The organism is Alcaligenes faecalis (assembly GCF_041521385.1).
Classification (GTDB): Bacteria; Pseudomonadota; Gammaproteobacteria; order Burkholderiales; family Burkholderiaceae_B; genus Alcaligenes; species Alcaligenes faecalis_E.
Genome location: NZ_CP168006.1, coordinates 3,218,184 through 3,242,774, shown reverse-complemented (window position 1 = coordinate 3,242,774; position 24,591 = coordinate 3,218,184). Strand labels below are relative to the sequence as shown.

Below are 24,591 nucleotides of genomic sequence, written 5' to 3'. Positions count from 1 at the left end.
GGGTCGTGCAAAACAACAAACAAATGGTGCTACCCAAAGGGATGGATCCGTCCCAGTTTCAACAGGCGCTGACCCAGTTCCAGACCTTGCTGGGTAAGGAAAATGTCCTGCTGGAGTCGGCCCAGATTCAGCCCTACACCAAAATCATGATGTCGGTCTCCGAAGAGGCGCATACGCCCTCGGCGGTGCTGTCGGCCACCACCGTGGAGCAGGTACAGCAGATCGTCAAGATCTGCAACGAGTACAAGATTCCTATCTGGACCATTTCCACTGGGCGCAACTTCGGTTATGGCTCGGCCGCTCCCGGGCAACGGGGACAGGTGGTGCTGGATCTGAAAAAGATGAACAAGATCCTCCATGTGGACCCAGATCTGTGCACCGCATTGGTCGAACCGGGGGTCACGTATCAGCAGCTCTACGACTATCTGGAGGACAACAATATTCCTCTCATGCTGTCCTTCTCCGCCCCCTCGGCCATTGCCGGCCCCCTGGGCAATACGATGGATCGTGGCGTAGGCTATACCCCGTACGGCGAACACTTCATGATGCAATGCGGCATGGAGCTGGTACTGGCAGACGGCCAGGTATTGCGTACCGGGATGGGCAGTGTTCCAGGCGACAAGGCCTGGCAGGTTTTCAAATGGGGATACGGCCCCACGCTGGACGGGATGTTTACCCAGGCCAATTACGGCATCTGCACCAAAATGGGGTTTTGGCTTATGCCCAAGCCCCCGGTCTACAAACCCTTTGAAATCAAGTTCGAGCAAGAGGCCGATATCGCCGATATCGTGGAGATGATTCGCCCCTTGCGTATTGCCCAGGTCATCCCCAACTCGGTGGTGATTGCCAATATTCTGTGGGAAGCCGCTACCTGCAACACCCGTCGCAGCGACTACCTGAGCGAGCCCGGCGCCACGCCTGACAACGTGTTGAAGCAAATCCAGAAAGACAAGAACCTGGGAGCCTGGAACGTCTACGCCGCCCTGTACGGCACACAGGAGCAAGTGGATGTGAACTGGAAAATCGTTCAGGAAACGGTCAAGAAATTGGGCAAAGGCACGCTGGTAACCCAGGAAGAGGCTGGCGACACACAACCGTTCAAATACCGCGCCGAACTGATGTCGGGCGTGCCCAATTTACAGGAGTTTGGCTTGTACAACTGGCGTGGGGGTGGTGGCTCCATGTGGTTCGCGCCCGTCAGCCAGGCTCGGGGCAGCGAGTGCGACAAGCAAAAAACACTGGCCAAGACCATTTTGAACAAGCACGGGCTCGATTACGTCGGTGAGTTCATTGTTGGCTGGCGAGACATGCACCATGTCATCGATGTGCTTTACGATCGCAGCAATCCAGAAGAGACAGCACGGGCTGATGCCTGCTTTAATGAACTGCTCGATGAGTTCGAGAAAGAAGGGTATGCCGTATATCGGGTCAATACACGCTTTCAGGAGCGGGTCGCCCAATCATACGGAACGGTGAAACGCCAGGTCGAACACGCGATCAAACGCGCCCTGGACCCGAACAATATCCTGGCACCGGGCAAATCCGGCATTGACCTGAACAACTCGTTTTAACTTTGCCTATCTATCCGCAGCATTGCAGGAGACATAATGAACACCAGTCAACTACTGATCAATGGCCAGCTTCGTGAGGCCAGCGGTCAACAGACATTTACGCGTCAAAACCCCGTTACCGGCCAAACTGCGACCGTCGCAGCGGCCGCCCAGCCTGAGGATGTGCAAGCCGCGCTACAGGCCGCCGAGCAAGCCTTTGTACACTGGTCAGCCCTGGGCCCCACCGAGCGCCGCCTGCGCCTGCTCAAGGCGGCGGACCTCATGGACGAGCGCGCGGCCGAATTCATCGCTACGGTCCGTCAAGAAACAGGTTCGACTGACTCTTGGTATGGTTTCAACGTGCATTTGTCGGCCAACATCTTGCGTGAGGCCGCTGCCATGACCACGCAAATTGACGGCTCCATCATCCCCTCGGATCTGCCCGGCAGCCTGTCCATGGCCTATCGCGTCCCCTGCGGCGTGGTCGTGAGCATCGCCCCCTGGAATGCCCCCGTGATTCTGGCCACCCGTGCCATGGCCATGCCCCTGGCCTGCGGCAACACCGTCATCCTGAAAGCCTCCGAACAGTGTCCGGCCACCCATGTCCTGCTGGGACAAGTGCTCAATGACGCGGGCGTCGGAGCTGGCGTGATCAACGTCATTACCCACGCACCCGAAGATGCGCCTGCCGTAGTCGAACAGCTCATTGCCCACCCGGCGGTCAAGCGCATCAATTTCACCGGCTCCACCAAAGTCGGCAAGATCATCGCCGCCACCGCCGCCAAATACCTCAAACCCGTCCTGCTGGAACTGGGTGGCAAGGCACCGGTTATTGTGTGCGAAGACGCCGATCTGGAACAGGCCGTTGCCGGCGTCGCCTTTGGTGCCTACTTCAACCAGGGCCAGATCTGCATGTCAACCGAACGCTTGATTGTGCATGAGTCAATTGCCTCGTCCTTTCTGGAAAAGCTGGTCGCCAAGATCAAGACCATTCCGGTTGGCTCACCCGATCAGGTAGACACACGCTTTGCCTATCTGGAAAGTGCCCAGTCTGCCCAGCGCATCAAAGCCCTGGTAGAGGACGCCGTTGCCAAAGGGGCCACCTTGCCGCTGCCCCTGAACATCGAGGGCGCCCTGATGCATCCGCTGATCGTCAATGACGTCACCCCCGACATGCAGCTCTATGCCACGGAGTCCTTTGGACCGGTCGTCACCATGACCCGCTACCGCGAGGACAGCGAAGCAATCCGCTTGGCCAACGATAGCGAATATGGCTTGGCGGCAGCGGTATTTACCCAGGATGTGAACCGAGGCCTGAGTATTGCCAAACAGATTCAAAGTGGCATCTGCCACATCAATGGCCCCACCGTCCATGATGAGGCCCAAGCTCCATTTGGCGGTATGAAAGCCAGCGGTTATGGCCGCTTTGGCAGCAAGTCCGCCATCAATGAGTTCACCGAACTGCGCTGGATTACCGTCCAGACTACCCCCCGCCAGTATCCTTTATAAGTCTGGCCTGCAGGCCCGGGCGCAGGATCGGTCCCGGGCCGACCCTGCGCCCTGTTGTCATGCCTCACCCTGCCCCCGCACCACTTGCTCCTTTTCAAAAAACCATGCTGCCCGCGCTGTTGGCCTTGGCAATCTTCATGCAAATGCTGGACGTCACCGTGCTCAACACGGCACTGCCCAGCATGGCCCGCGACCTGAACACCCCCGCCCTGCACATGCAGTCTGTCATCGTCAGCTATGTCCTGACTGTGGCGGTGTGCATCCCCATCAGCGCACACCTGAGCGACCGTTTTGGCACACGCCGAATCTTCATGGCCGCCATGTTTTTGTTTGGCCTGGGATCGCTGTTGTGTGCCCTGTCCTCGCAGTTGTCCATGCTGCTGGTCTCCCGTGTGATTCAGGGTATGGGTGGAGCCTTGCTGACCCCAGTGGCACGACTGGTATTGATGAAATCATTTCACGATGCCGAGTTATTGCGTGTACTGAACTATGCCGTCATGCCCGCTTTGCTCGGGCCCATCCTTGGGCCGCTGGTGGGCGGCTATCTGGTGCAATATGCCAGTTGGCACTGGATTTTCCTGATCAACCTGCCCTTTGCCTTGCTGTCTCTGTTTTTTGCCGGCAAATGGATGCCTAACTACACCGAAACGCCGGGAAAACTGGATCTACAAGGCTTGCTGCTGTTCATTAGTAGCGCCTGCCTGCTGACGTTGGGCTTTGAACTGGCGGGCAGCATCGCGAGCCCCGCTTTATCCGGGATGTTGATCCTGGCGGGTATTTGCCTTTTGCTAGGCTACAAATGGCATAGCAAGCAAACACAGAACGCCTTGTATCCTGGCCACCTGCTGTCGGTGCGCACCTATCGGATTGGTTTGAGCAGCAATCTGCTTAGCCGGATCGGCATGGCGGCATTGCCCTTTTTGCTGCCCATGCTGTTTCAGATCAGCTTTGCCTACAGCCCCGTGCAATCCGCTTTCTTACTGTTGCCCATGGCCATTTCCGCCATGGCGGTCAAACCATTTCTGCACCCCTTGCTGAACCGATTTGGCTATCGGTCCATTTTGCTGAGCAATACCATCCTGATCGGCCTGCTGATTACGGCGCTGGCTTTGATTGACGCGCAGACCAGTACCGTGTGGATCAGTCTGCACTTACTGCTTTTGGGAGCCGCCAACTCGATTCAGTTCAGCGCCATCAACACCCTGACCATGGCCAGGCTGCGTCCCTATCAAAAAAGCAGCGGCAATAGCCTGATGGCGGTAAACCAGCAACTGGCCATGGGTTTGGGAACCGCCATCGGTGCCATGCTCCTGCGCTACGGACAAACCCTGTTTAGCGCCTCATCCGTGCAGACAGCCATCACAGCTTTCCAGTTCACGTTTGTCATTGTCGGACTCATTACCTTGAGCTCTGCATTCATTTTCCAACGCCTGCATGCCCTGGACGGGCATAACATGACCCAACAGCAAGGCACTTAATCATCCAGGCCAGGGAAGTGTCGCTGGCAAATATCAATCAGGATCTGACGCACCTTAACCTGGAGCTTGGTCGGCAACCGTTTAGAGGAATAGGCCAGATACAGACGATTGACCAAGGCCGGCTGCTCGATTGGAATCGCCGTCAGCAAGCCACTTTGCGGAATGAACTCCAGCACCGAGCGGGACAAAATGGCAGCCCCCATGCCTTTGGCCAGCAATTGAATAATCACACCCACACTGTTGATTTCAAACTCGATCTGCGGCTTCAGATTGAGCTTTTGCATCTCTTTTTCCACCAGCATCCGAAAACTATTGGACAGACTGGGCATGATCAGCGGAATATCGGCCAGATCTTTAAGCGCGATGCGGCTGCGTCCCTGCGCGTAAGGGCTGTCCACACCACAAATCAGGTGTAACTGCTCCTCGGCCAGAAGCTGCGTCTCCAGTGTGGGAGAGGAAGAAGGGTTATACAGCAATCCCATATTGACCCGATCCAGATGAATTTGCTCCTCCAGATTCACCGTCAGGGATTCGATAATCGTCAGGTGTGCATCGGGCAACTGCTCCTTGAAAGCCTGCACGACATCCAAAGAAATGGTGCGCGCCACCGTGGGCGGCAAACCTAAATACATGTGCCCGGTCAGCTTGCCCTCAGACAGACTCAGATCCTCCTGCGCCTGCTCCAACTGGCGCAAAATCAAACGACTGTGCTTGAGCAAGATCTTGCCGGCGTCTGTCAACATGACACCGCGCCCGTGACGAATCAGCAAATTCTGCCGCAAATCAATTTCCAACTTGCGAATCTGCCGGCTCAGGACTGGCTGAGCCACATTGGTAAATTCTGCCGCTCGGGTATAGCTGCCCAGTTCGGCCACATGCGTGAAGTAGCTCAATTGCTTGAGATCGATCACGTACTCCATAGGGCGCTTGTCTTCGCTATGTTTTTTTGACATATCTACTAGTCGGGTTTCGTTCTTTTATCTTTTATCGGGCCCACTAAAATAGGTACGCATAGCAAGAGCGAATTAGAACACAGTCAATGTGCCTCGCAGTTTGCCTGTTTTTCAGTGACCTATGGAGCACCATCTATGGCCAGCCAATATAGCATTCCTTGTATCCTGATGCGGGGAGGTACATCCAAAGGTCCATTCTTCTACGCCAAAGATCTGCCCGAAAATATCCAGGCGCGGGACCAACTATTGCTCAGGCTGATGGGCTCGCCCGACCATAGACAAATTGATGGCATCGGTGGCGCCCATGCCTTGACCAGCAAAGTGGGGATCGTGGACATCTGCAGCACCGGCCAAGCTGACTTAAGCTTTTTGTTTGCCCAACTGCAGCCCGACTCCGATCTGGTGGACACCAAACCCAATTGCGGCAATATGCTGGCGGCGGTCGTCCCCTTTGCCTTGGAAAAAGGTCTGATCCAGGCCCAAGGCCCCACCACAACGGTCAAGGTCCTGACGCTCAATACCGGCATGGTCAGTGAAATCCAGGTGCAAACACCCGAAGGCGACATCAGCTACGAAGGCGATGCCGCGATTAACGGCGTACCGGGCACCAGCGCCCCGATTGCCATCAATTTTCTGGATACAGCCGGTTCGGTTTGCTCGGGACTGCTGCCCACGGGCAAACCCAAAGACACCATCACCGTTCATGCGGATGGCTTGTCCCCCTTCACCCTGGATGTCACTTGCATTGACAACGGCATGCCGCTGGTGATTTTCAAAGCAACCGATGTGGGCGTAAGCGGTCTGGAAAGCGTGGCTGAACTCAACGCCAATACGGAACTGAAGCGACGCGTAGAGGCATTGCGTCTGCAAATCTCCGAGCGCATGGGACTGGGTGATGTCTCGACCAAGAATTACCCAAAGATGACACTGATCGCCCCGCCTCAACACGGTGGCGCCCTGAGCACCCGTAGTTTCATCCCTCATGTATGCCATGAGGCCATTGGCGTGCTGGCGGCCGTAACAGTGGGTACGGCCATCAAACTGCCCGGCACGGTTTGCGAGGGGACCGCCCGCTTCGAGCAAGGCCAGGGTCCAGTCACACTATCTATTGAGCACCCCACGGGCGAATTCAGCGTCACACTCGATAGCGACCCCGAAAACCCCGAGATTGTGACCAAGGCAGCACTGCTGCGCACCGCAAGAGCATTGATGCGCGGCGACGTTCTGGTCCCGCACTCGAACTAAACGCATTTCAAACAAAAACAACACCGCAGGGCTTGCGCCACTGTGGTGTCAGGGGGTGGGCTGCGCCCGCGCATACGGTGCCCACCGAAAAACAATGATATTGGACGAGACAAACCATGACACCCCTAGCCAATAACCCAGACCAGCCAAGCCTTGATGTGCAAACGCTGCTCAATGAGCATCCCTTCTCTGGCTTTCAATGGCTCATTTTCAGTTTGTGCTTTCTGATCGTGCTGCTCGATGGCTTTGATACGGCAGCCATCGGCTATATCGCTCCCTCTTTGATCGCCGAATGGGGCGTCAGCAAACCCGCCCTGGCACCCGTACTCAGCGCCGCCCTGTTCGGTCTGGCAACCGGGGCCTTGCTGTCCGGGCCACTGGCTGATCGGCTGGGCAGAAAGACGGTGCTGGTCAGCTCGGTAGCCGTCTTTGCCCTCGCCTGCCTGGCCTCAGGCTTCTCCCCGGACATCTGGACATTGGCCGTTCTGCGCTTTGTAACCGGCTTGGGCCTGGGAGCCGCCATGCCCAACGCGGTCACCTTGATGAGCGAATACTGCCCCGATGCCCGTCGCGCCACCCTGACCAATGCCATGTTCTGCGGCTTTCCTCTGGGTGCCGCCCTGGGCGGCTTTCTGGCCTCCTGGATGATTCCCCAATTTGGCTGGCGCAGTGTCTTGATATTGGGTGGCATTGCCCCCCTGCTGCTACTGATCGTGCTGATCCCGAAGCTGCCCGAGTCCGTGCGCCACATGGTCGCCCGAAATGACTCCGCCGACCGTATCCGCCGGGCGCTGGCTCCCATTGCCGGCAAGGCCGTAGAGGGCATCCAACGCTTTACCCTGAGCGAGGCCAGCCCCCAGCCTGCCGTCAACAGTGGCATCGGTATCGTGTTATCGCGTGAATACCGCTTGGGATCACTCATGCTCTGGCTGGCCTACTTTATGGGGCTGGTCATTTTCTACGCCTTGATGAATTGGATGCCCGTACTGTTCAAAGAGGCCGGACTGGCATCCCAAACCAGCACACTGGTCGCCGCCCTCTTCCCATTGGGTGGTGTGGGTGCGGTGCTCTCTGGCTGGTTGATGGATCGCTTCAACGCCAACCGCATCATCGCGCTGGGTTACGCACTGACCGCGCTATCCATCTGGTGGATAGGCCAGATGGCCGGACACCTGGGTGGCTTGGTCGTGGTCGTCTTTCTGGCCGGCACGCTGATGAATACCGCGCAGTCCTCCATGCCTGCACTGGCGGCCGCCTACTACCCCACTCGGGGACGCGCCACGGGCGTGGCCTGGATGCTGGGCATTGGCCGTTTTGGCGGCATTGCCGGTTCTTTCCTGGTGGCCGAGCTGACGGCACGCGAGCTGGATTTCAGCCAGATCTTTACCGTGGTGGCCATCCCTGGCGTCATCGCCATGGCCGCCCTTCTCATCAAGCAATACAGCCGTGCACAGCCTCAAGGCGGCACGGTTACCCCCTCTCATTAACCCTTAAGCATCAAGACGCAGGAGACCCTTCCATGATCATCGACGTACACGGGCACTACACCACGGCCCCTGCCGCACTGGGGGCCTGGCGCGACTTGCAGATCGCCGGCCTGAAAGATCCCAGCAAAACGCCCCGCGCCAGTGATCTGAAGATCAGCGATGACGAGATCCGCGAGACCATCGAGAACAACCAGCTCAAGCTGATGAAGCAACGCGGCTCGGACCTGACCATCTTCAGTCCCCGTGCCAGTTTCATGGCCCACCATATCGGCAACTTCGAGACCTCCAGCACCTGGGCCGCCATTTGCAACGAACTGTGCTATCGCGTCAGCGAACTGTTTCCAGACCATTTCATCCCGGCTGCCATGCTCCCGCAATCACCGGGCGTGGACCCCAAGACCTGCATTCCCGAGCTGGTCAAGTGTGTAGAAGAATATGGCAACGTCGGCATCAACCTGAACCCCGACCCATCCGGTGGCCACTGGACGGCCCCACCGCTGTCCGACCGCTCCTGGTACCCCATTTACGAAAAAATGGTGGAGTACGACATTCCTGCCATGATCCACGTCTCCACCAGTTGCAATGCCTGCTTTCACACCACCGGCGCCCATTATCTGAACGCGGACACCACTGCCTTCATGCAATGCCTGACCAGCGATCTGTTCAAGGACTTTCCCACGCTCAAGTTCCTGATCCCTCATGGTGGCGGCGCTGTGCCCTATCACTGGGGCCGTTTCCGTGGTCTGGCACAGGAGCTGAAAAAACCCCTGCTGGACGAGCACCTGCTCAACAACATTTTCTTTGACACCTGCGTGTACCACCAGCCAGGCATCGACCTGCTGACTGAGGTTATCCCTGTCAAGAACATCCTGTTTGCCAGCGAGATGATTGGTGCGGTGCGCGGCATTGACCCCACGACCGGCCACTACTACGACGATACCAAACGCTATATCGAAGCCACGCTTAACCTGAGCGAACAGGAACGTCACCAGATCTACGAAGGCAACGCACGCCGCGTGTTTCCGCGTCTGGACGCTGCCCTGAAGAAAAAAGGCTTGTAAGCCGCCTGCAACCATTCACCAAGGAAACAACCATGTACGAACTGGGTGTCGTGTACCGCAACATTCAACGTGCCGACCGCCAGGCCGCCGATGCACTGGCGGCCCTGGGCTCGGCCACTGTTCACGAGGCCATGGGCCGTGTCGGTCTGCTCAAACCTTATATGCGCCCGATTTACTCTGGTCAGCAAGTCTCCGGCACCGCCGTCACGGTGCTGCTGCAACCGGGCGACAACTGGATGATGCACGTCGTCGCCGAGCAGATTCAGCCCGGCGATATCGTGGTCGCGGCGGTGACCTCGGAGTGTAGCGACGGCTATTTTGGTGACCTGCTGGCCACCAGCTTCCAGGCCCGTGGAGCACGCGCCTTGATCATTGACGCCGGAGTGCGGGACATCAACACCTTGCAGGCGATGAACTTTCCCGTCTGGAGCAAGGCCATCTCCTCCAAGGGCACCATCAAGGCCACCTTGGGTTCGGTCAATATCCCGGTCGTGTGTGCCGGCATGTGGGTCACACCTGGCGATGTCATTGTGGCTGACGATGATGGCGTGGTGTGCGTGCCCGCCGCCAAGGCCGTAGCCACGCTGGCCGCTGCCCAAAAACGAGAAAGCTTCGAGGGTGAAAAACGCGCCAAGCTGGCCAGCGGTGTACTGGGCCTGGATATGTACAAGATGCGCGAACCCCTGGAGAAAGCCGGGCTCCGCTATATCGACTGAAGGAAGGATGATGAGCCATTTTGAGAAAACCCCCGGCTGGCTGGACTGGTACGCCGCCCCCTCCAAACCCCGGCTCCAGTTGCCGGCTGGTGCGGTTGATGCTCACTGCCATGTGTTTGGCCCCGCTGAGCAGTTCCCCTTCGCCCCCGAGCGCAAATACACGCCTTGCGATGCCAGCAAACAGCAGTTGTTTGCCTTGCGCGACCACCTGGGTTTTGCCCGCAACATCATTGTGCAAGCCACCTGTCACGGCAAGGACAACCGCGCCCTGATCGATGCCTTACTGGCCTCACACGGCAAGGCGCGTGGCGTTGTCACCTTGGGCTCGGATGTCACGCAACAGCAGTTGGAGACTATGCACCAGGCGGGTGTGCGCGGGGTACGTTTCAATTTTGTCAAACGTCTGGTCGATTTCACGCCCAAAGAGGAACTGCTGAAGGTTGCCCATAAAATAGCGCCTTTGGGCTGGCAGGTGGTGGTGTACTTCGAGGCACAGGATTTGCCAGAGCTATGGGATTTTTTCACTGGTCTACCGACCACAGTGGTTGTTGACCACATGGGTCGTCCGGATGTCAGCAAAGGAGCAGAGAGTGCCGAGTTCGACCTGTTCGTACGCTTGATGGCCGAACACCCGAACATCTGGTCCAAGCTCTCATGCCCTGAGCGTCTGAGCAAAAGCGGTCCTGCCGCCCTGCATGGCGAGCAGCATGCGTATCAGGATGTTGTGCCATTTGCCCGCCGATTGATGCAGCAATTCCCCGATCGCGTTTTGTTTGGCACTGACTGGCCCCACCCCAACCTGAAAGACCATATGCCCGATGACGGTTTGCTGGTTGACTACGTGGCACAAATTGCGCCCAGTCCCGCAGAGCAACAATTACTACTGGTGGACAACCCAATGCGCCTGTATTGGCCAGAAGAGTTGACATGAATTTGAGGAGATAACGATGGCACTGGACAAACCGTACCAGAATATACCGGGAACGATTATTTTTGACTCGGAACAATCGCGTAAGGGTTACCACCTGAACCAATTTTGCATGTCACTGATGAAGGCAGAAAACCGGGCCCGCTTTAAAGCGGACGAGTCCGCCTATCTGGATGAATGGCCCATGAGCGCGGAGCAAAAACAGGCCGTGCTCAGCCGTGACCTGAATCGCTGCATGCAACTGGGCGGCAATATCTACTTTCTGGCCAAGATCGGCGCTACCGATGGCCTGTCCTTCCAACAAATGGCGGGCAGCATGACCGGGATGAGCGAACAGGACTATCGGGAAATGATGCTCAAGGGTGGCCGCTCCCCCGAGGGCAACCGCTACTTACACGAACAAGAAAAATAACCGGAACCTATCATGGCAAAAATCAAACACTCTGTTTATACCTCGCACGTTCCTGCTATCGGTGCCGCATTGGACCTGGGCAAGCACACCGAGCCCTACTGGAAAAAAGTGTTCGACGGCTACGAGTTTTCCAAGCAATGGGAGCAGGAAAACAAGCCGGATGTCATCATCCTGGTCTACAACGACCACGCCAACAACTTCAGCCTGGACCTGATTCCTACGTTTGCTCTGGGCACCGGCGCTTCGTTTGAACCCAGTGACGAAGGCTGGGGCAAACGCCCGGTTCCCACAGTACAAGGGCACCCCGAACTGGCGGCCCACATTGCCCACTCGGTCATTCAGGACGATTTCGACCTGACCTTGTGCAACAAAATGGAAGTGGACCATGGCCTGACCGTTCCGCTGTCCCTGATGTTCGGTCAGGTCGAACAATGGCCTTGCCCCGTCATCCCCTTGCACGTCAATGTGGTTCAGTATCCGGTCCCCTCCGGCCAGCGTTGTCTGGATTTGGGCCGAGCGATCGGTCGCGCGGTCGCCTCGTATGACGAAGACCTGAATGTCCAGATCTGGGGCACAGGCGGCATGAGCCACCAGTTGCAAGGCCCGCGCGCCGGACTGATCAACGCGCAATGGGACAACGAGTTTCTGGATCGCCTGATTGCCGACCCCGATGCCCTGGCTCGCGTGCCCCATATCGACTATGTGCGTGAGGCAGGCTCGGAAGGTATTGAGCTGGTGATGTGGCTGGTCGCGCGTGGCGCCATGAATCCAGATGTCGATGTGCGCCACCGCTTTTACCATGTACCCGCCTCCAATACCGCGGTCGGACACCTGATCCTTGAAAACAAAGAGACGGCGTGAGCGGCCTTGGCCCCACGCCCTGAACGAAAGGAAATAGAAATGAAGAAAGTCAAGATTGCACTGGTAGGCGCAGGCGCCTTCGGCATCAAGCACCTGGACGGCCTGGCCCGCATCCCCGACGCCCAGGTCACCTATATCGTGTCCAGCACCCAGGCCAAGGCCCAGGAAGTAGCGCAAAAATACGGTGTTCCCCACGCCTCGGGCGATCTGAACGAGGCGCTGGCCAGTAGCGAAGTTGATGCCGTCATCTTGTGTACCCCGACGCAGATGCACGCCGCGCAAACACTGGCCTGCCTGAAAGCAGGCAAACACGTACAGGTTGAAATTCCCTTGGCGGACACCCTGGCCGGCGCCCAGGAAGTTTTGCAGGTGCAGCAGGAAAAGGGCCTCGTCGCCATGGTTGGCCACACGCGCCGCTTCAACCCCAGCCACCAATGGATTCATCAAAAGATACAGGCGGGTGAATTGAACATTCAGCAGATGGATGTACAGACCTATTTTTTCCGCCGCAGCAACACCAACGCCCTGGGCAAACCGCGTTCCTGGACAGACCACCTGCTCTGGCATCATGCCGCGCACACCGTCGATCTTTTTCAATACCAGACCGGCTCCAAAGTCATCAAGGCCAATGCCATCCAAGGCCCTATTCATCCTGAGCTTGGCATTGCCATGGACATGTCCATCCAGTTGCTGACAGAAAGCGGGGCACTTTGCACGCTATCGCTATCGTTCAACAATGATGGGCCTTTTGGCACCTTCTTTCGCTACATCTGCGACAAGGGAACCTATCTGGCCCGCTACGACGATCTGACCACCGGCAAGGACGAGATCATCGACGTCTCGCAGGTGGATGTCTCCATGGATGGTATTGAATTGCAGGACCGGGAGTTTATCGCAGCCATTCTGGAAAATCGCGAGCCCAACTCCAGCGTGGCCTCAGTGCTGGCCTGCTATGAAACACTGGACCAGCTCGAAAAACAACTGACCGCCTAAGCCCGCACCGCCCCTTTCCCGCCAAACGGACTGCCGACGCGACAGCCGCAAGCACACCGTCGAGGGGGCTTTTTTCTCGTCGCCCCCCCCAAGGCTCGGCCCCCCGACAAAAAGCTCCCCCTTAGGGGGAGCGAGCCAAAGGCGTGGCGTGGGGCCTTTTTTGAAGCACAGGCAGGATGGCGAAACCACGTCATTTTGCCCTTCCTGCCCCGACCTTCACACGCAAACGATACGCCTGCCTAGAACCGGGCCTTTCTGTACCCATCAACGCGCAACAGCAAGACTCCCGACGGCTCAAGCAGTCTGCCGGCCTGCGCCTACGTCAGGTATTGATCCACCAGCTCAATCCAATGCTTGACCGGCGTGCGGCCAGCTCCATTCAAGTGATTCCCGCAAGCCATATTGGCCGTGACAATCAAGTCAGGTTTGCTGCTTTCCAGCGCATCCATCTTGCGATCCCGCAGGCGTCCGGCAATCTCGGGTTGAGTCAGAGAGTACGTACCGGCTGAACCGCAACATAGATGACTGTCCGGCACCACCCCCAGATCAAACCCCAGCCGAGTCAGCACGGCCTCGACTCGACCGCCCAGTTTCTGTGCATGCTGCAAGGTACAAGGACAGTGGAAGGCCAGACGCGGGCGAGTCTGTGCATTCAGACACCCCTCCAAAGGCTGCTCCTCCAGCACTTCGACCAGATCTTTAGCCAGTTCACTGACACGGCGAGCGCGCTCGGCATAGACCGGATCATGTCTGAACAAGTCCACGTACTCTTTCACAAAGGCCCCGCAGCCGCTGGAGGTCTGCACAATCGCCACAGCCCCCTGTTCAATCTGCGGCCACCAGGCATCGATATTGCGACGCGCCTGCTCCAGGCCTTGCTCTTGCGCACCCAAGTGAAAAGACGAAGCCCCACAGCAGCCTGCCTGAGCGATGGGCGTCACACTGATACCCAAGCGGTCCAGCACTCGGGCCGTCGCGGCATTAATGGAAGGTGCCATGGCTGGCTGAACACAGCCTTCCAACATCAGGACACGTTTGCTGTGTCGCTGTGCGGGTCGTGTCAAATCCGCATTTTGCTTGGGTGGGATTTTTTCCTGCAAAGAAGATGGCAGCAAGGGGCGCATGGTTCGCGCTACCCCCAGCAAGGCTCCGACTCGACCGGGCTCTGGGAGAATTTGCGTCAAGGCGACTCGCATGGCGCGGTCTTTCAAAGGACGCTTGACTTTGAGCTCCAGGGCGGCCCGGCCAATATCGAGCAAGTTGTGATACTTCACCCCCGAAGGACAGGTCGTTTCACAGTTACGGCAGCTCAGACAGCGATCCAGGTGATGCTGAGTCAGCTCCGAGGTCGCCTTGCCTTCCAGGAACATCTTGATCAGGTAAATACGGCCACGGGGGCCGTCCAGCTCATTGCCCTGATCCAGATAAGTTGGACAGGTGGCATTACAGAACCCGCAATGCACACAGGAGCGCAAAATAGCCTGAGCTTGTTCGGCTTGCGGCAGTTGCTGAGCCCATGGTGTCAATTGTGTTTGCATGTGGACTCCAGCGAAGAGAAGAGACGACCAGGATTAAAAATCCCGGCAGGGTCCAGTTGTTGCTTCAGACGCTGATGCCATATCCGCAAAGGCTCGGGCAAGACATCCTGCCCTGCTCCCGACCCGGACCAGCAACGGGCATGCCCCTTCAAGGCTTGAGCCTGCACGTGAATCTGCTCGGCAGGCGCATCGGATTTCAGCCACAACTGGGCCCCACCCCAATCCACCAGTATGTCACCGGGCCATGCTTGTACGGGTGCGTCTACGGGCAAGGCGATCCGCCACAAGGTACCAGGCTGCTTGAAAAACGCCAGGCGCTGTTCGCCCAAATCATCCCAATAGGACAAGTCCAAGGGTTCCCCGCCGATTTGCTCCTGGGCCAACAGCACCGAACTGCCCCCCCCTTCCAGACGCACATGCAAACGCCCGTCCTGCCATGCAGCACCCGTAATGGGGCGACTTTGATCACGCCAGCCACGCAATAAACCCGCGATGTCTTGCTGAACAACATCCAGCACCAGACTGGCGCGACTACGTGGACGCGGCAGGACCTTGAAGGACACCTCCGTAATCACACCCAAGGCGCCTTGCGCACCAACCATCAAGCGCGACACGTCATAACCGGCGACGTTCTTCATGACCTGGCCACCAAAGCGCATATGTGTGCCCATGCCACTGATCAAACGACAGCCCAGCACATAGTCTCGCAATGAACCTACCCAGGGACGGCGCGGCCCCGACAAACCACAGGCGGTGGCTCCACCAACAGTGGCTCGACCATCAAACAGAGGCGGCTCAAAAGGCAGGCATTGGCCTTGCTCGTTCAGCACGTTCTCCAGTGCTTGCAAGGACGTTCCGGCGCGTACCGTTACCACCAGCTCCGCCGGATCATAATCGACCACACCTTCATGGCCTGCCAGACTCAACGATTGCCCCTGCACGGCTTTGCCCAGAAAGGCTTTGGTATTGCCACCTTGCAGACACAACGGGGTTGTAGTGGCCAGGGCTTGCTGTACCTGCTCCAGCAGCTCGGCGCCGCGATCCTGACTCTTCAGTTCTACGGTACTCATCAGAATCGCTCCAACTCGGGGAAAGGCACTTGCCCGTGATGAATATGCATGCCGCCCATTTCCGCACAGCGATGCAAAGTCGGTATGTTCTTGCCCGGATTCAGCATGGTCTTAGGATCAAACGCAGCTTTGATCGCATGGAAAAACCGCAGCTCGTCTTCATTGAACTGCACACACATCTGATTGATCTTTTCCCGGCCTACGCCGTGCTCGCCAGTAATCGTGCCGCCTACTTCCACACACAACTCCAGAATCTTGCCACCCAAGGCTTCCGCACGTTCCAGCTCGCCGGGCGCATTGGCATCAAACAGAATCAAGGGGTGCATATTGCCATCGCCGGCATGAAATACATTGGCAACGCGCAGGCCATACTCTTGGGAAAGCTCGGCGGTTTTCTTCAGGACATAGGCCAACTGACGGCGCGGAATGGTACCGTCCATGCAGTAATAATCAGGTGAAATCCGGCCTACAGCGGGAAAGGCATTTTTACGACCGGCCCAGAAACGCTGCCGCTCCTGCTCGTCCCGAGCAACGCGCACCTCTTGCGCCCCTGTCTTGAACAACACCTGCTCGACACGGGCCACATCGTCCTGCACATCCTCCAAAGCGCCATCAATCTCGCAGAGCAAGATCGCTTGTGCATCAACGGGATAGCCTGCGTGAATAAAGTCCTCGGCCGCGCGGATGGACATTTGATCCATCATCTCCAGCCCTGCCGGCACAATGCCCTGGGCAATAATTTGTGCCACAGCATCGGCCGCTTTTTCCACTTCATCAAAGCTGGCCAGCAGCACCACTGTACAGGGCGGGCGCGCCAGCAACTTGACCGTAATTTCCGTGACGACCCCCAGCATCCCTTCGGAACCCGTAAACAGGGCCATCAAATCAAAGCCGGGGGTATCCAGGGCCTCGGAACCCAGAATCAAGCGTTCGCCTGTGACGGTAATGACCTCCAGGCGCAAGATGTTGTGTACGGTCAGGCCATATTTCAGGCAATGCACGCCGCCCGCGTTTTCCGCTACGTTGCCACCAATTGAACAGGCAATCTGCGAAGACGGGTCCGGGGCGTAGTACAGCCCAAAAGGTTGAGCCGCCTGAGAAATCGCGATATTACGCACGCCGGGCTGAACCCTGGCAATTCCGGCTACCGGATCCAAGTCCACAATCTGGTTCAAACGTGCCATCACCAGCAAAATGCCCTGCTCCAAAGGCATGGCGCCGCCCGACAAACCCGTACCCGCACCACGGGCCACCACCGGCACGCCGACTTCGTGCGCCAAGCACATCACAGCCTGTACCTGCTCCACATTACGGGGCAACACCACCAGCAAAGGTTTGGCGCGATACACGCTTAGCCCATCGCACTCATAAGGGTGCAACTGTTCGTCGGTATGCAGCACATCCAGGCCGGGAATATCATCACGCAGACGGCTAAGTAGCTGCATCTTGTCCACGCGAGGCAGCACACCGTCCAGTTTTTCGTCGTAGCGCAAGCTCATGACGCCTCCTGTCTTTTAAAGTCTCCTGAAACGGATGGTCTTTGATGCAGACGGGCTTGTCCAGCCGTCAAACCACTGGTCCGACCAGTTTTTACCCTAAGAAAGCACCAGGGTTTATCTTTATACTTATAAATCATACAGATAAACAATCAGCTTGTTATCATTTCCACACGCATACAACTGGTCTGACCATCAATGAACCTACAGGAGCCCAAGCGTTTGAAAGTCACCGCCGAGCTGGTCGCCCAACGCATCGAAACATTTATTATGGATGGCGTCCTTAAGCCAGGACAAGTCCTGCCCTCAGAGCGACAACTAACCCAAAGACTGGCGGTATCCCGCTCTGCTTTGCGAGAAGGGCTGCAGATCCTGCGCGTTCGGGGCTTGATTGAAACCCGGCATGGCCAAGGCTCGTTTGTTGCCAACCTGATTGACTCCACTGTCAGCAAACCGCTGGAGCATCTGCTACAAGCGCAAGGGCGCACACTGTACGACTTACTGGAAGTGCGTGAGTTATTGGAAAGCGAGGCCGCTCAGTTGGCCGCCGCCAGAGGGACGGAAGCCGATCACATCATGATAAGACGGCGCTTTCAGGAACTGGAAGAGCTACAAATGCAGGGTGCCGCGCCCGAACAGGTTGCTCGGGCTGACCATGCGTTTCATGCGGCAATCTGCGAGGCGTCACACAACCCGGTGCTGGTACACATGATCAGCCTGTTCAACGACTTGATGCTGTCTACGGTGCGCGTATCCGTGCAGCACCTGTATCCCGACCAGGACTCCAAACGCAGGCTGGACAGGCAACACGCCCGTTTATGCAATGCTGTCACACAAGGTCAAGCAGACTTGGCCCGACGCGCGGCTAAAGAGCATATTGATGGAATACGGCGACAGCTTCAGGAAATGGAGGCCAAACAACGACGCCTGGAGCATGCCCGGCAACGGCTGAATGGCCTGTAGTTCTTTGGCTTACTTCGCCAGCAGATTGGCCAGCATATAGCCCGACCCCGCCCCGGTTCCTGCTCCTGGCCAGGTCGAAGCGCCACACAAGTACAGATCCTTGATCGGCGTCTTGTATTTGGAGTAACCGGCCACCGGGCGGAAGAAGAAGTTCTGATCCAGGTGATGGCTGCCCGAGAGGTTATCCCCGCCAATCAAGTTCGCATTGAACTGCTCCAGATCCTGGGGCGACAGGATGTGGCGGGCCAGAATCTTGCTACGCAAACCGGGGGCATAGCTTTCAAGCAGATCCAGAACGCGCTCTGCATACGCATCTTTAAGCTGCGACCAATCGCCGGCAGCAATCTGACCCGAAGCGTCCCCTTTGACCTGGGCAGGCAGGACGCGCACTTGAATCCACAAGGTATGTTTCCCCTCTGGCGCTCGAGAAGGATCCAGCGCCGTGCCCTGCCCGACCACCAGGACAGGTTCAGCGGGCAACAAGCCTGCGGCTGCTTCGGCGTAGACACGGCTCATCATGGCCATATCAGGTGCCAGATGCACATAAGAGAAACGCTGTAGCTCAGCACCGGCTTTCCAATCGGGCAGACCATCCAGCGCCAAGTGGATCATCATGGTGCCCAAACCGGGACGGAAGGCATCGACTTTCTTCTGATAATCCGTGGGAACAGTAGCGGACGGCACCAGGTGCCCAAAGACGAGCTGAGGATTCAGATTCGCAATCACCGCCTTACGAGCGTTCAGCCGACGGCCATCGGTCAGAACCACACCACTGGCACGGCCATTTTCCTGCTCAATGGTTTGCACAGGTGCATTCAACAGCAGCTCCCCACCTAGCTCCTGCAGCAAACCCGTCATGGCACGAATAATCGTATCGGCACCGCCCTTTCCAATCACCATACCGAAAGCTTGATTGGCCATCGACTCCAGGTAAGGGAACAAGGCACCACCGGCTGTGTCTGGTGTGAAATCCACATGCAGCCCCCAGGCGGCCATCATGGCTTTCACTGAGTCGCTCTCGAAATGGCGGTCCAAAAAGTCACGAGGCGTGGCCAGCAGCAATTGCATTAACTCCGCCACGCCATCCTTGCCGAGTTCGCGCCAGCTCTTCCAGGCGCTTTTCATCAAACCCCAGGAAGGCATAGGGCTACCGAGCACAGCAAACAGGTGGGGAGCCTTGCTCTGGAAGTCATCCAGCATGGCCTGCCAAGCCTGAGCGTCCTTTTCAGAAACAGCGCGAATCCGCTTCAAAGTCGTTTCCAGATCCGTGCTGACACCCAAATAACGTTGATCCCGAAACACACTGGCAAAGCAATGCTCTGCGGGAACGAAAGCCAAACCGTGACGACCTAGCGCCTCTTTATGACGCTGGAAGAACGCAGAGCCTGCGAAGGAAGACAGGTTCATGGCGCACACATCATGCTTGAACCCTGGCAAGGTCAACTCCTGAGTGCTGACCGCACCACCTGCCGAGCCTTTGGCTTCCACAACCTGAACCTTCCAACCTTTACTGGCCAGTTCAACTGCGGCTGCCAAGCCGTTGTGCCCCGCCCCAACCACGATCGCATCTACTGTTGTCTCTGCGCTCACCTCAACTCCTTTAGCTCTAAACTATTTTGTTGTATTTTACGGTGCAAATTCAAAAGCAGGTAAAAAAAGCGCCTCCATAGCCGCAGCCTCTGGAGGCCGCTTTGAAAAGCTAGCTGAGACCGGCAAGACTTAAAAGGTAATCAACGGGAAGTGCTGCTGAATACCTCTTCGGACGGTCTCTTTCAGGAACTCCTGAAACATCACCCTCGTATGTTCCACAAAGTCCTGAGCCAAAGCACTATTACTCAGCAGATAAATGTTGCGAGAGTAGCGCCCGTCAAACACATTACGCACAATCAGATGGGGAGACAAAGCGGTAATCCCTTGCAGACTAAAAGCCGAAATCAAGCCCCAACCCACCCCAGAGGCGACCAGCTTGGAGAGCGTGTCAAAGGAGTCAACATAAAGCGTGTTGTTGACCGTGATGTCATGCTTTTGAAAAATGGATTCTAGTCGCCGGCCAATCTGTGAGCGCCTGTCATAGCCGATATAGCTCAGTTGCTGAACCATCTCATTAAAGGTAAGGCGGGCGTGAATACTGGGGGCAATCAGCACATAGGGGTCTTGCACCAACAAGGACGCGCGACAGGCGGGCGTACCCGAGGCTACGTGCGTGCTCACCAACAAGTCCAGCTCACCTGCATTGAAACTTGAGTCCAGACTGCTGATCACCCCCGATTGCACATGCAGTGTTTGGGCCCGATCAGAGAAGTTCTCGACAATGAACGGTGCCAGAACTGAGGTAATCGAATCGATAATACCGATACGTAGATGTTTGACCTGAGAGGAATGGCTGAACTGCAGAAAGTTCTGCATATGAACCGCTTGCAACAACCAGGCCTCACCCAGTTCGAGCAGTTTTTTACCCGCCTGCGTCAGCCTGACCGGGCGGTTCTGACGCTGCACCAACAACACGCCATAGCTCTCCTCAAGCTTGGCAATATTCTGCGAGACCGCCGCTTGGCTAAGCTGCAGTTGTTGTGCGGCAGCGGAAAAACTTCGTGTTTTTCCCACTGCCACCAAAGCCTGGATCTGCCTTAATTCAAATCCTATTTTTTCCATAGACCTGTGAAGTGAACCGCAGGTGTCAGGCCGCCCTCAAACGCAAGGCACGTCCCTTGAGCATCCGGCCAATCACACCAACAACAATCATATAAGCCACCAGGGCAGCGATGGTTTCATAAATGAAACCCTGCAAAATCAGCCCTGGCATGAACGAGATCAAAATAATATCGAACACGGCGCCGGGTACATACGCAATGGCATAGTCGTCCAGAATCGAGGTTTTGCGATCTGGGTCAGCAATACGCAAGAGCAAAATGGCAATCGCCACCGTACCCGTCATCCACCCCCACGAAAACACGCCTTTCTCAAACCAGCGATCGTCGAGCATGCGAGGCGCGACATAAAACACCATGAACAGGCACAATAGCAAACCGATGATCATCAGTACCAACAGAGGAACGGCGTAGCTTAACAGCACGGTAATCTTGATCGATGCAATTCCAAAGACGATCAAATAATCCGTTGCCGTACTAGAGACATGATTGAACAGCTTGACATCAAAATGCTGGAGCAAGCCCAATCGATCCAGCAAGGATCGGCTGACCGTTCCAAGCAAAAACGCGCAGGCAAAAGTTGGCACGGAAATAAAGTCATTCAAACCAGACAGGTAAGAACTCAAGTAGTATGCACCGGCAGTAATCAGCAATACCAGTGCAATGTGCAAGGACAAGGCATCAATCGAGGAAGCCGACACCGTTTCTTTACCGATGGCAACGCGGTCTGCCGCTTCAATCAGGCCCTTGCGGTGATGCTTTTCCATTTGCTCGAACGGGGTCAAACCACTGATCAGACCTTTACGAGCACCATAGCGGATAATCGCCAGGCCAATCAAAATAGCGGCAAACACCCCTACCGTCGCCGAGGTCAAAGCCAAAGTGGTCGCATCAGCCCAGCCCAACTCAGCAAACGAGTTCCCCATCGCCACGGCAGTCCCATGGCCTCCCATGAAACCGGCAGGCATGATCAAGCCAAATGCCGGTGATAGATCCGGCCAGAAGTAAGTAAACAGCAAAGCGCCTGCCACCAGTCCCAGCAACCACTGCGAGGCGGTTGCCATCTGGTTGAACGCCCATAACTGTCCGGATCGTGACACCAGCAATGACGGAGCAGGAAAGCGGGTGGAGAGCCCAACACCGGCAAAAATAACCGCAATCAACATCCCGCCGTAGGCGTTGAACGAACCGGAGAACGGCAAGACATCCGCTCCCTGTGGCCCCAGGGCCAGCCCTAATAAACCTGCAATCAGGGCTACCGGCATAAACAACTTCTGTACCAGGGTGATATTGGCCCTGATCAGTTTGCACAGCAGGATCAAGCCGCTGGCAATACCAAAATCGATGGTTAAACTCCAAATCGTCATTCAATATGCTCCTCGTTATTGTTAGTGGCAGAGCTTATAGCTCACTGGCAGACTCACGCCTGGCCAAGGCCATGCGTGCGTTAACGCCGATACTCAAGAAAGGTTCAGGGGGGTTGATGGCAGGTTTCTGGCTGATCTCCAACATATCCGACAGGCTCTGGGAATGCTCACCCAAAGCCAGTTGCGCCAATAACTTGCCGGTAATAGATCCCCGAGTGGCCCCTACACTTTGGTGGACACCCGAAAAATAAAGATTGCTATCCAACTGGCCAAAGAAAGGCTGGTAATTACGCGACAAGGCACAGGCCCCACCCCAGGTATAGTCCAGCGTCAAATTTTCCAGTGATGGGTAACGTGCCCGTAGACCTTGCAGATGGCTGTCTCGTATGGCGCGCCGGTTCTGCAGATCATCATGGTACTTGGGCACAAACTGGTAACTATTGCGAATCACCAAGCGCCGGTCCCGAGTCAAACGCAGCGTTGTCCCGCCATGATCGGCAGGTGTGGCTCCCCAAGAATGTTGCTCACGAAACAACTGCATTTCCTGCGAGCTCAAGGCTCGGGTCATGCTGGCGTACGTCATGGTCGGCAACATGCGGGAGCGTAGATAACCAAACTCCTGAGTAAAAATATTCGTTGCCAAGATCACCTTGGGACTCTGGAACACCGCATCCTGGGTATGGATATGATATTGACCGTTATGCTGCTTAAGCTCCAGCACAGGGTGCTCCTCATACAGCTCCACATTCGTCGGCAAATGCTCAGCTAGCCCATTGACCAGTGCCGCAGGCTGCACAAGCACCGACCGCTCTGTATAGATGGCTTGACTGTAGTAGGTCGAGCCAAACACGCGGGCAAGTGGCTGCCCTTCAATACGTCGATAAGGGTAATCAAAGTCATCCAGCAAGCTGGCGTAATCATTCAGAAATGAAATGCCACGCTGCCCAACCGCAACCTGATATTTGCCAGCTTCTTCCCAATCACACTGGATCTGATGTTGCTGTACAGCCGAACGTAAATCCTCAATCGCTTCCAGATTCAGTCTATAAATTTTTTTCTTGCGCTCCAGGCTACCAAACTCCAGGTCACGCTTATGAGGCAGGTCAATCAGGAAACCTGAATTCCGGCCCGAAGCACCTTGCCCTACCTTCAATGCCTCCAGTAGTACGACCCGATGCTGCGGCTTTAACAAAGCATAGGCCCGTGCAGCGGCCAAACCCACAAAGCCAGCACCCACAATCACCACATCTGCCGCCTGCGTGCCATGAATTTGGCGACTGGGGCGATTGACTGTCAGCAATTTATACCAGCCACAGCGGCTGTCATCACGGGGCAAAATAATAGACATGATCAGTACGAAAAAATAATGGGTCATGGATATATACCGCGCCCACAATCCCACTTCATCTACTATCAGCCCGCTGCCTACAAAATAAGATTATCTTATAATCCCAAGGCCTTCCATTGCTGGAGCAAGTACGACTCTGCCCTCTATGCAAAGCATAGCTACGGCCTAATCTACAGGCCACATTCCTGCATGGTTCTGGTAAAGAAAAGTACGTTTATCCAACTAAGCGACGGCCCCCTCAAACAGGCTCTCCCCTGTTTACTGGCAAGCGAATACACAACGACCGAACCGAGAGACGTTGGCTACATATATGGACTAAATCAAAAAGTAAAGAAGCCACCTGAGCTAACACTGCTGATAAAGCACCTGGCTATCGGGATTGTAGGAACAAAGGGCAAACCACCAGGAACAGACCCATTCGTGCTGGGCACGCCTGCCCTCTGATAGGAGCCAATCAGCAACAACCCTTCGCTACGGAGGGCTGTAACGTAGGGATTAACACAATCGATGATGCAAGTGCGCAAAGCCACCACCCCAAAAGGTCAAGCCACGAAAAAAGAGTAAGAGGTACCCGGAACGTTTTTTTACGGGAGGAAGGGAAGGTGCTGAATAGACGAAGGATTGAGAAGATCCAGCGTACACACAGCCAATAAACCATCTGCTCGATGAGGCCCAAGGCTCGGGATTTCTTGGCTCTCCGGATGCCAAGCCGGCGTCGCTACCCGAGGTCTATCAAAAAAAAGCGGAGCAGCCACGTACAACAGATAAAAAAACGACGGCTTGAACGTCAATCACCATGATGCTCGATAGAGGCCAGGCTCCTGACATACCCCGAAGAAGAGAATGAACGTGCAATCCTTTGATCCCAGGACTGCTCGTAATGGTGGCCGAGCCAATGGCGTCTCGGGCTGATAGGCATACGTATGTAGAGGGAGAGATAAACGTGCCCGGAACGGGCCTGAAGGGGT

20 protein-coding genes are annotated in these 24,591 nt (G+C 56.3%); 12 read left to right on the top strand and 8 right to left on the bottom strand.

The features are described 5' to 3' along the window. The first annotated feature begins 5 nt into the window (after positions 1–5). The 3 genes from ACDI13_RS14475 to ACDI13_RS14465 all read left to right on the top strand — a co-directional run bounded on the left by ACDI13_RS14475 (position 6) and on the right by ACDI13_RS14465 (position 4,537). Positions 6–1,571: an FAD-binding oxidoreductase gene (locus ACDI13_RS14475; RefSeq protein WP_316989865.1), complete on the top strand. Its 1,566-nt coding sequence runs from the start codon at positions 6–8 to the stop codon at positions 1,569–1,571. 36 nt (positions 1,572–1,607) lie between these two features. Then, complete coding sequence (locus ACDI13_RS14470; RefSeq protein ID WP_316989864.1) at positions 1,608–3,059, top strand: aldehyde dehydrogenase; 1,452 nt, start codon at positions 1,608–1,610, stop codon at positions 3,057–3,059. 104 nt (positions 3,060–3,163) lie between these two features. Then, positions 3,164–4,537: an MFS transporter gene (locus ACDI13_RS14465; RefSeq protein WP_372372496.1), complete on the top strand. Its 1,374-nt coding sequence runs from the start codon at positions 3,164–3,166 to the stop codon at positions 4,535–4,537. On the opposite strand, the gene ACDI13_RS14460 is transcribed toward ACDI13_RS14465, so the two are convergent. Next, positions 4,534–5,490, bottom strand: a complete 957-nt coding sequence (locus tag ACDI13_RS14460) for a LysR substrate-binding domain-containing protein (protein ID WP_316989862.1) — start codon at positions 5,488–5,490, stop codon at positions 4,534–4,536. The two genes, ACDI13_RS14465 and ACDI13_RS14460, sit on opposite strands and share 4 nt — an antisense overlap. Positions 5,491–5,625: 135 nt before the next feature. Between ACDI13_RS14460 and ACDI13_RS14455 the strand changes: the two genes are divergently transcribed. The 8 genes from ACDI13_RS14455 to ACDI13_RS14420 all read left to right on the top strand — a co-directional run bounded on the left by ACDI13_RS14455 (position 5,626) and on the right by ACDI13_RS14420 (position 13,193). Further along, a complete protein-coding gene (locus ACDI13_RS14455; protein ID WP_316989861.1) occupies positions 5,626–6,735 on the top strand; it encodes a 4-oxalomesaconate tautomerase in 1,110 nt (369 codons plus the stop codon). Between the two features lie 116 nt (positions 6,736–6,851). Next, positions 6,852–8,222 (top strand): aromatic acid/H+ symport family MFS transporter, encoded by a 1,371-nt coding sequence (locus ACDI13_RS14450; RefSeq protein WP_316989860.1) that lies wholly within the window; start codon positions 6,852–6,854, stop codon positions 8,220–8,222. 32 nt (positions 8,223–8,254) lie between these two features. Then, the gene (locus tag ACDI13_RS14445) at positions 8,255–9,283 is read left to right on the top strand and encodes an amidohydrolase family protein (protein ID WP_316989859.1); all 1,029 of its coding nucleotides are present in this window, start codon (positions 8,255–8,257) and stop codon (positions 9,281–9,283) included. A gap of 32 nt (positions 9,284–9,315) precedes the next feature. Continuing rightward, a complete protein-coding gene (gene ligK / locus ACDI13_RS14440; protein WP_316989858.1) occupies positions 9,316–9,999 on the top strand; it encodes a 4-carboxy-4-hydroxy-2-oxoadipate aldolase/oxaloacetate decarboxylase in 684 nt (227 codons plus the stop codon). A 10-nt stretch (positions 10,000–10,009) separates the two neighbouring features. Next, positions 10,010–10,930 (top strand): amidohydrolase family protein, encoded by a 921-nt coding sequence (locus tag ACDI13_RS14435; RefSeq protein WP_316989857.1) that lies wholly within the window; start codon positions 10,010–10,012, stop codon positions 10,928–10,930. Between the two features lie 16 nt (positions 10,931–10,946). Next, on the top strand, positions 10,947–11,339 hold the full coding sequence (ligA, locus tag ACDI13_RS14430; RefSeq protein WP_316989856.1) for a protocatechuate 4,5-dioxygenase subunit alpha: 393 nt from the start codon (positions 10,947–10,949) through the stop codon (positions 11,337–11,339). Positions 11,340–11,351: 12 nt separating this feature from the next. Beyond that, positions 11,352–12,200: a class III extradiol dioxygenase subunit beta gene (locus ACDI13_RS14425; RefSeq protein WP_372372495.1), complete on the top strand. Its 849-nt coding sequence runs from the start codon at positions 11,352–11,354 to the stop codon at positions 12,198–12,200. Between the two features lie 39 nt (positions 12,201–12,239). After that, positions 12,240–13,193, top strand: a complete 954-nt coding sequence (locus ACDI13_RS14420; protein WP_316989854.1) for a Gfo/Idh/MocA family oxidoreductase — start codon at positions 12,240–12,242, stop codon at positions 13,191–13,193. 317 nt (positions 13,194–13,510) lie between these two features. Here the strand turns inward: ACDI13_RS14420 and glcF are convergent, their stop codons facing one another. The 3 genes from glcF to glcD are packed head-to-tail and all read right to left on the bottom strand — an operon-like array spanning position 13,511 to position 17,300. Further along, positions 13,511–14,731 (bottom strand): glycolate oxidase subunit GlcF, encoded by a 1,221-nt coding sequence (gene glcF, locus ACDI13_RS14415; RefSeq protein ID WP_316989853.1) that lies wholly within the window; start codon positions 14,729–14,731, stop codon positions 13,511–13,513. After that, entirely contained in the window at positions 14,716–15,801 is a 1,086-nt protein-coding gene (gene glcE, locus ACDI13_RS14410; protein ID WP_316989852.1) for a glycolate oxidase subunit GlcE, read from the bottom strand. Before glcE ends, glcF begins: the two co-directional genes overlap by 16 nt. Continuing rightward, the gene (gene glcD / locus ACDI13_RS14405) at positions 15,801–17,300 is read right to left on the bottom strand and encodes a glycolate oxidase subunit GlcD (RefSeq protein ID WP_316989851.1); all 1,500 of its coding nucleotides are present in this window, start codon (positions 17,298–17,300) and stop codon (positions 15,801–15,803) included. The genes glcE and glcD overlap by 1 nt, the downstream gene beginning before the upstream one ends. Positions 17,301–17,495: 195 nt before the next feature. Here glcD and glcC point away from each other — a divergent pair, with 195 nt between their 5' ends. Continuing rightward, the gene (gene glcC, locus ACDI13_RS14400; RefSeq protein ID WP_316989850.1) at positions 17,496–18,260 is read left to right on the top strand and encodes a transcriptional regulator GlcC; all 765 of its coding nucleotides are present in this window, start codon (positions 17,496–17,498) and stop codon (positions 18,258–18,260) included. Positions 18,261–18,269: 9 nt separating this feature from the next. On the opposite strand, the gene ACDI13_RS14395 is transcribed toward glcC, so the two are convergent. The 4 genes from ACDI13_RS14395 to ACDI13_RS14380 form a co-directional block, all read right to left on the bottom strand. Beyond that, complete coding sequence (locus tag ACDI13_RS14395; RefSeq protein ID WP_316989849.1) at positions 18,270–19,850, bottom strand: NAD(P)/FAD-dependent oxidoreductase; 1,581 nt, start codon at positions 19,848–19,850, stop codon at positions 18,270–18,272. A gap of 129 nt (positions 19,851–19,979) precedes the next feature. Next, complete coding sequence (locus ACDI13_RS14390; protein ID WP_316989848.1) at positions 19,980–20,912, bottom strand: LysR family transcriptional regulator; 933 nt, start codon at positions 20,910–20,912, stop codon at positions 19,980–19,982. Between the two features lie 25 nt (positions 20,913–20,937). Further along, a complete protein-coding gene (locus ACDI13_RS14385) occupies positions 20,938–22,275 on the bottom strand; it encodes a hypothetical protein (RefSeq protein ID WP_316989847.1) in 1,338 nt (445 codons plus the stop codon). 34 nt (positions 22,276–22,309) lie between these two features. Further along, a complete protein-coding gene (locus ACDI13_RS14380) occupies positions 22,310–23,623 on the bottom strand; it encodes an NAD(P)/FAD-dependent oxidoreductase (RefSeq protein ID WP_372372494.1) in 1,314 nt (437 codons plus the stop codon). Positions 23,624–24,591: the final 968 nt, after the last annotated feature.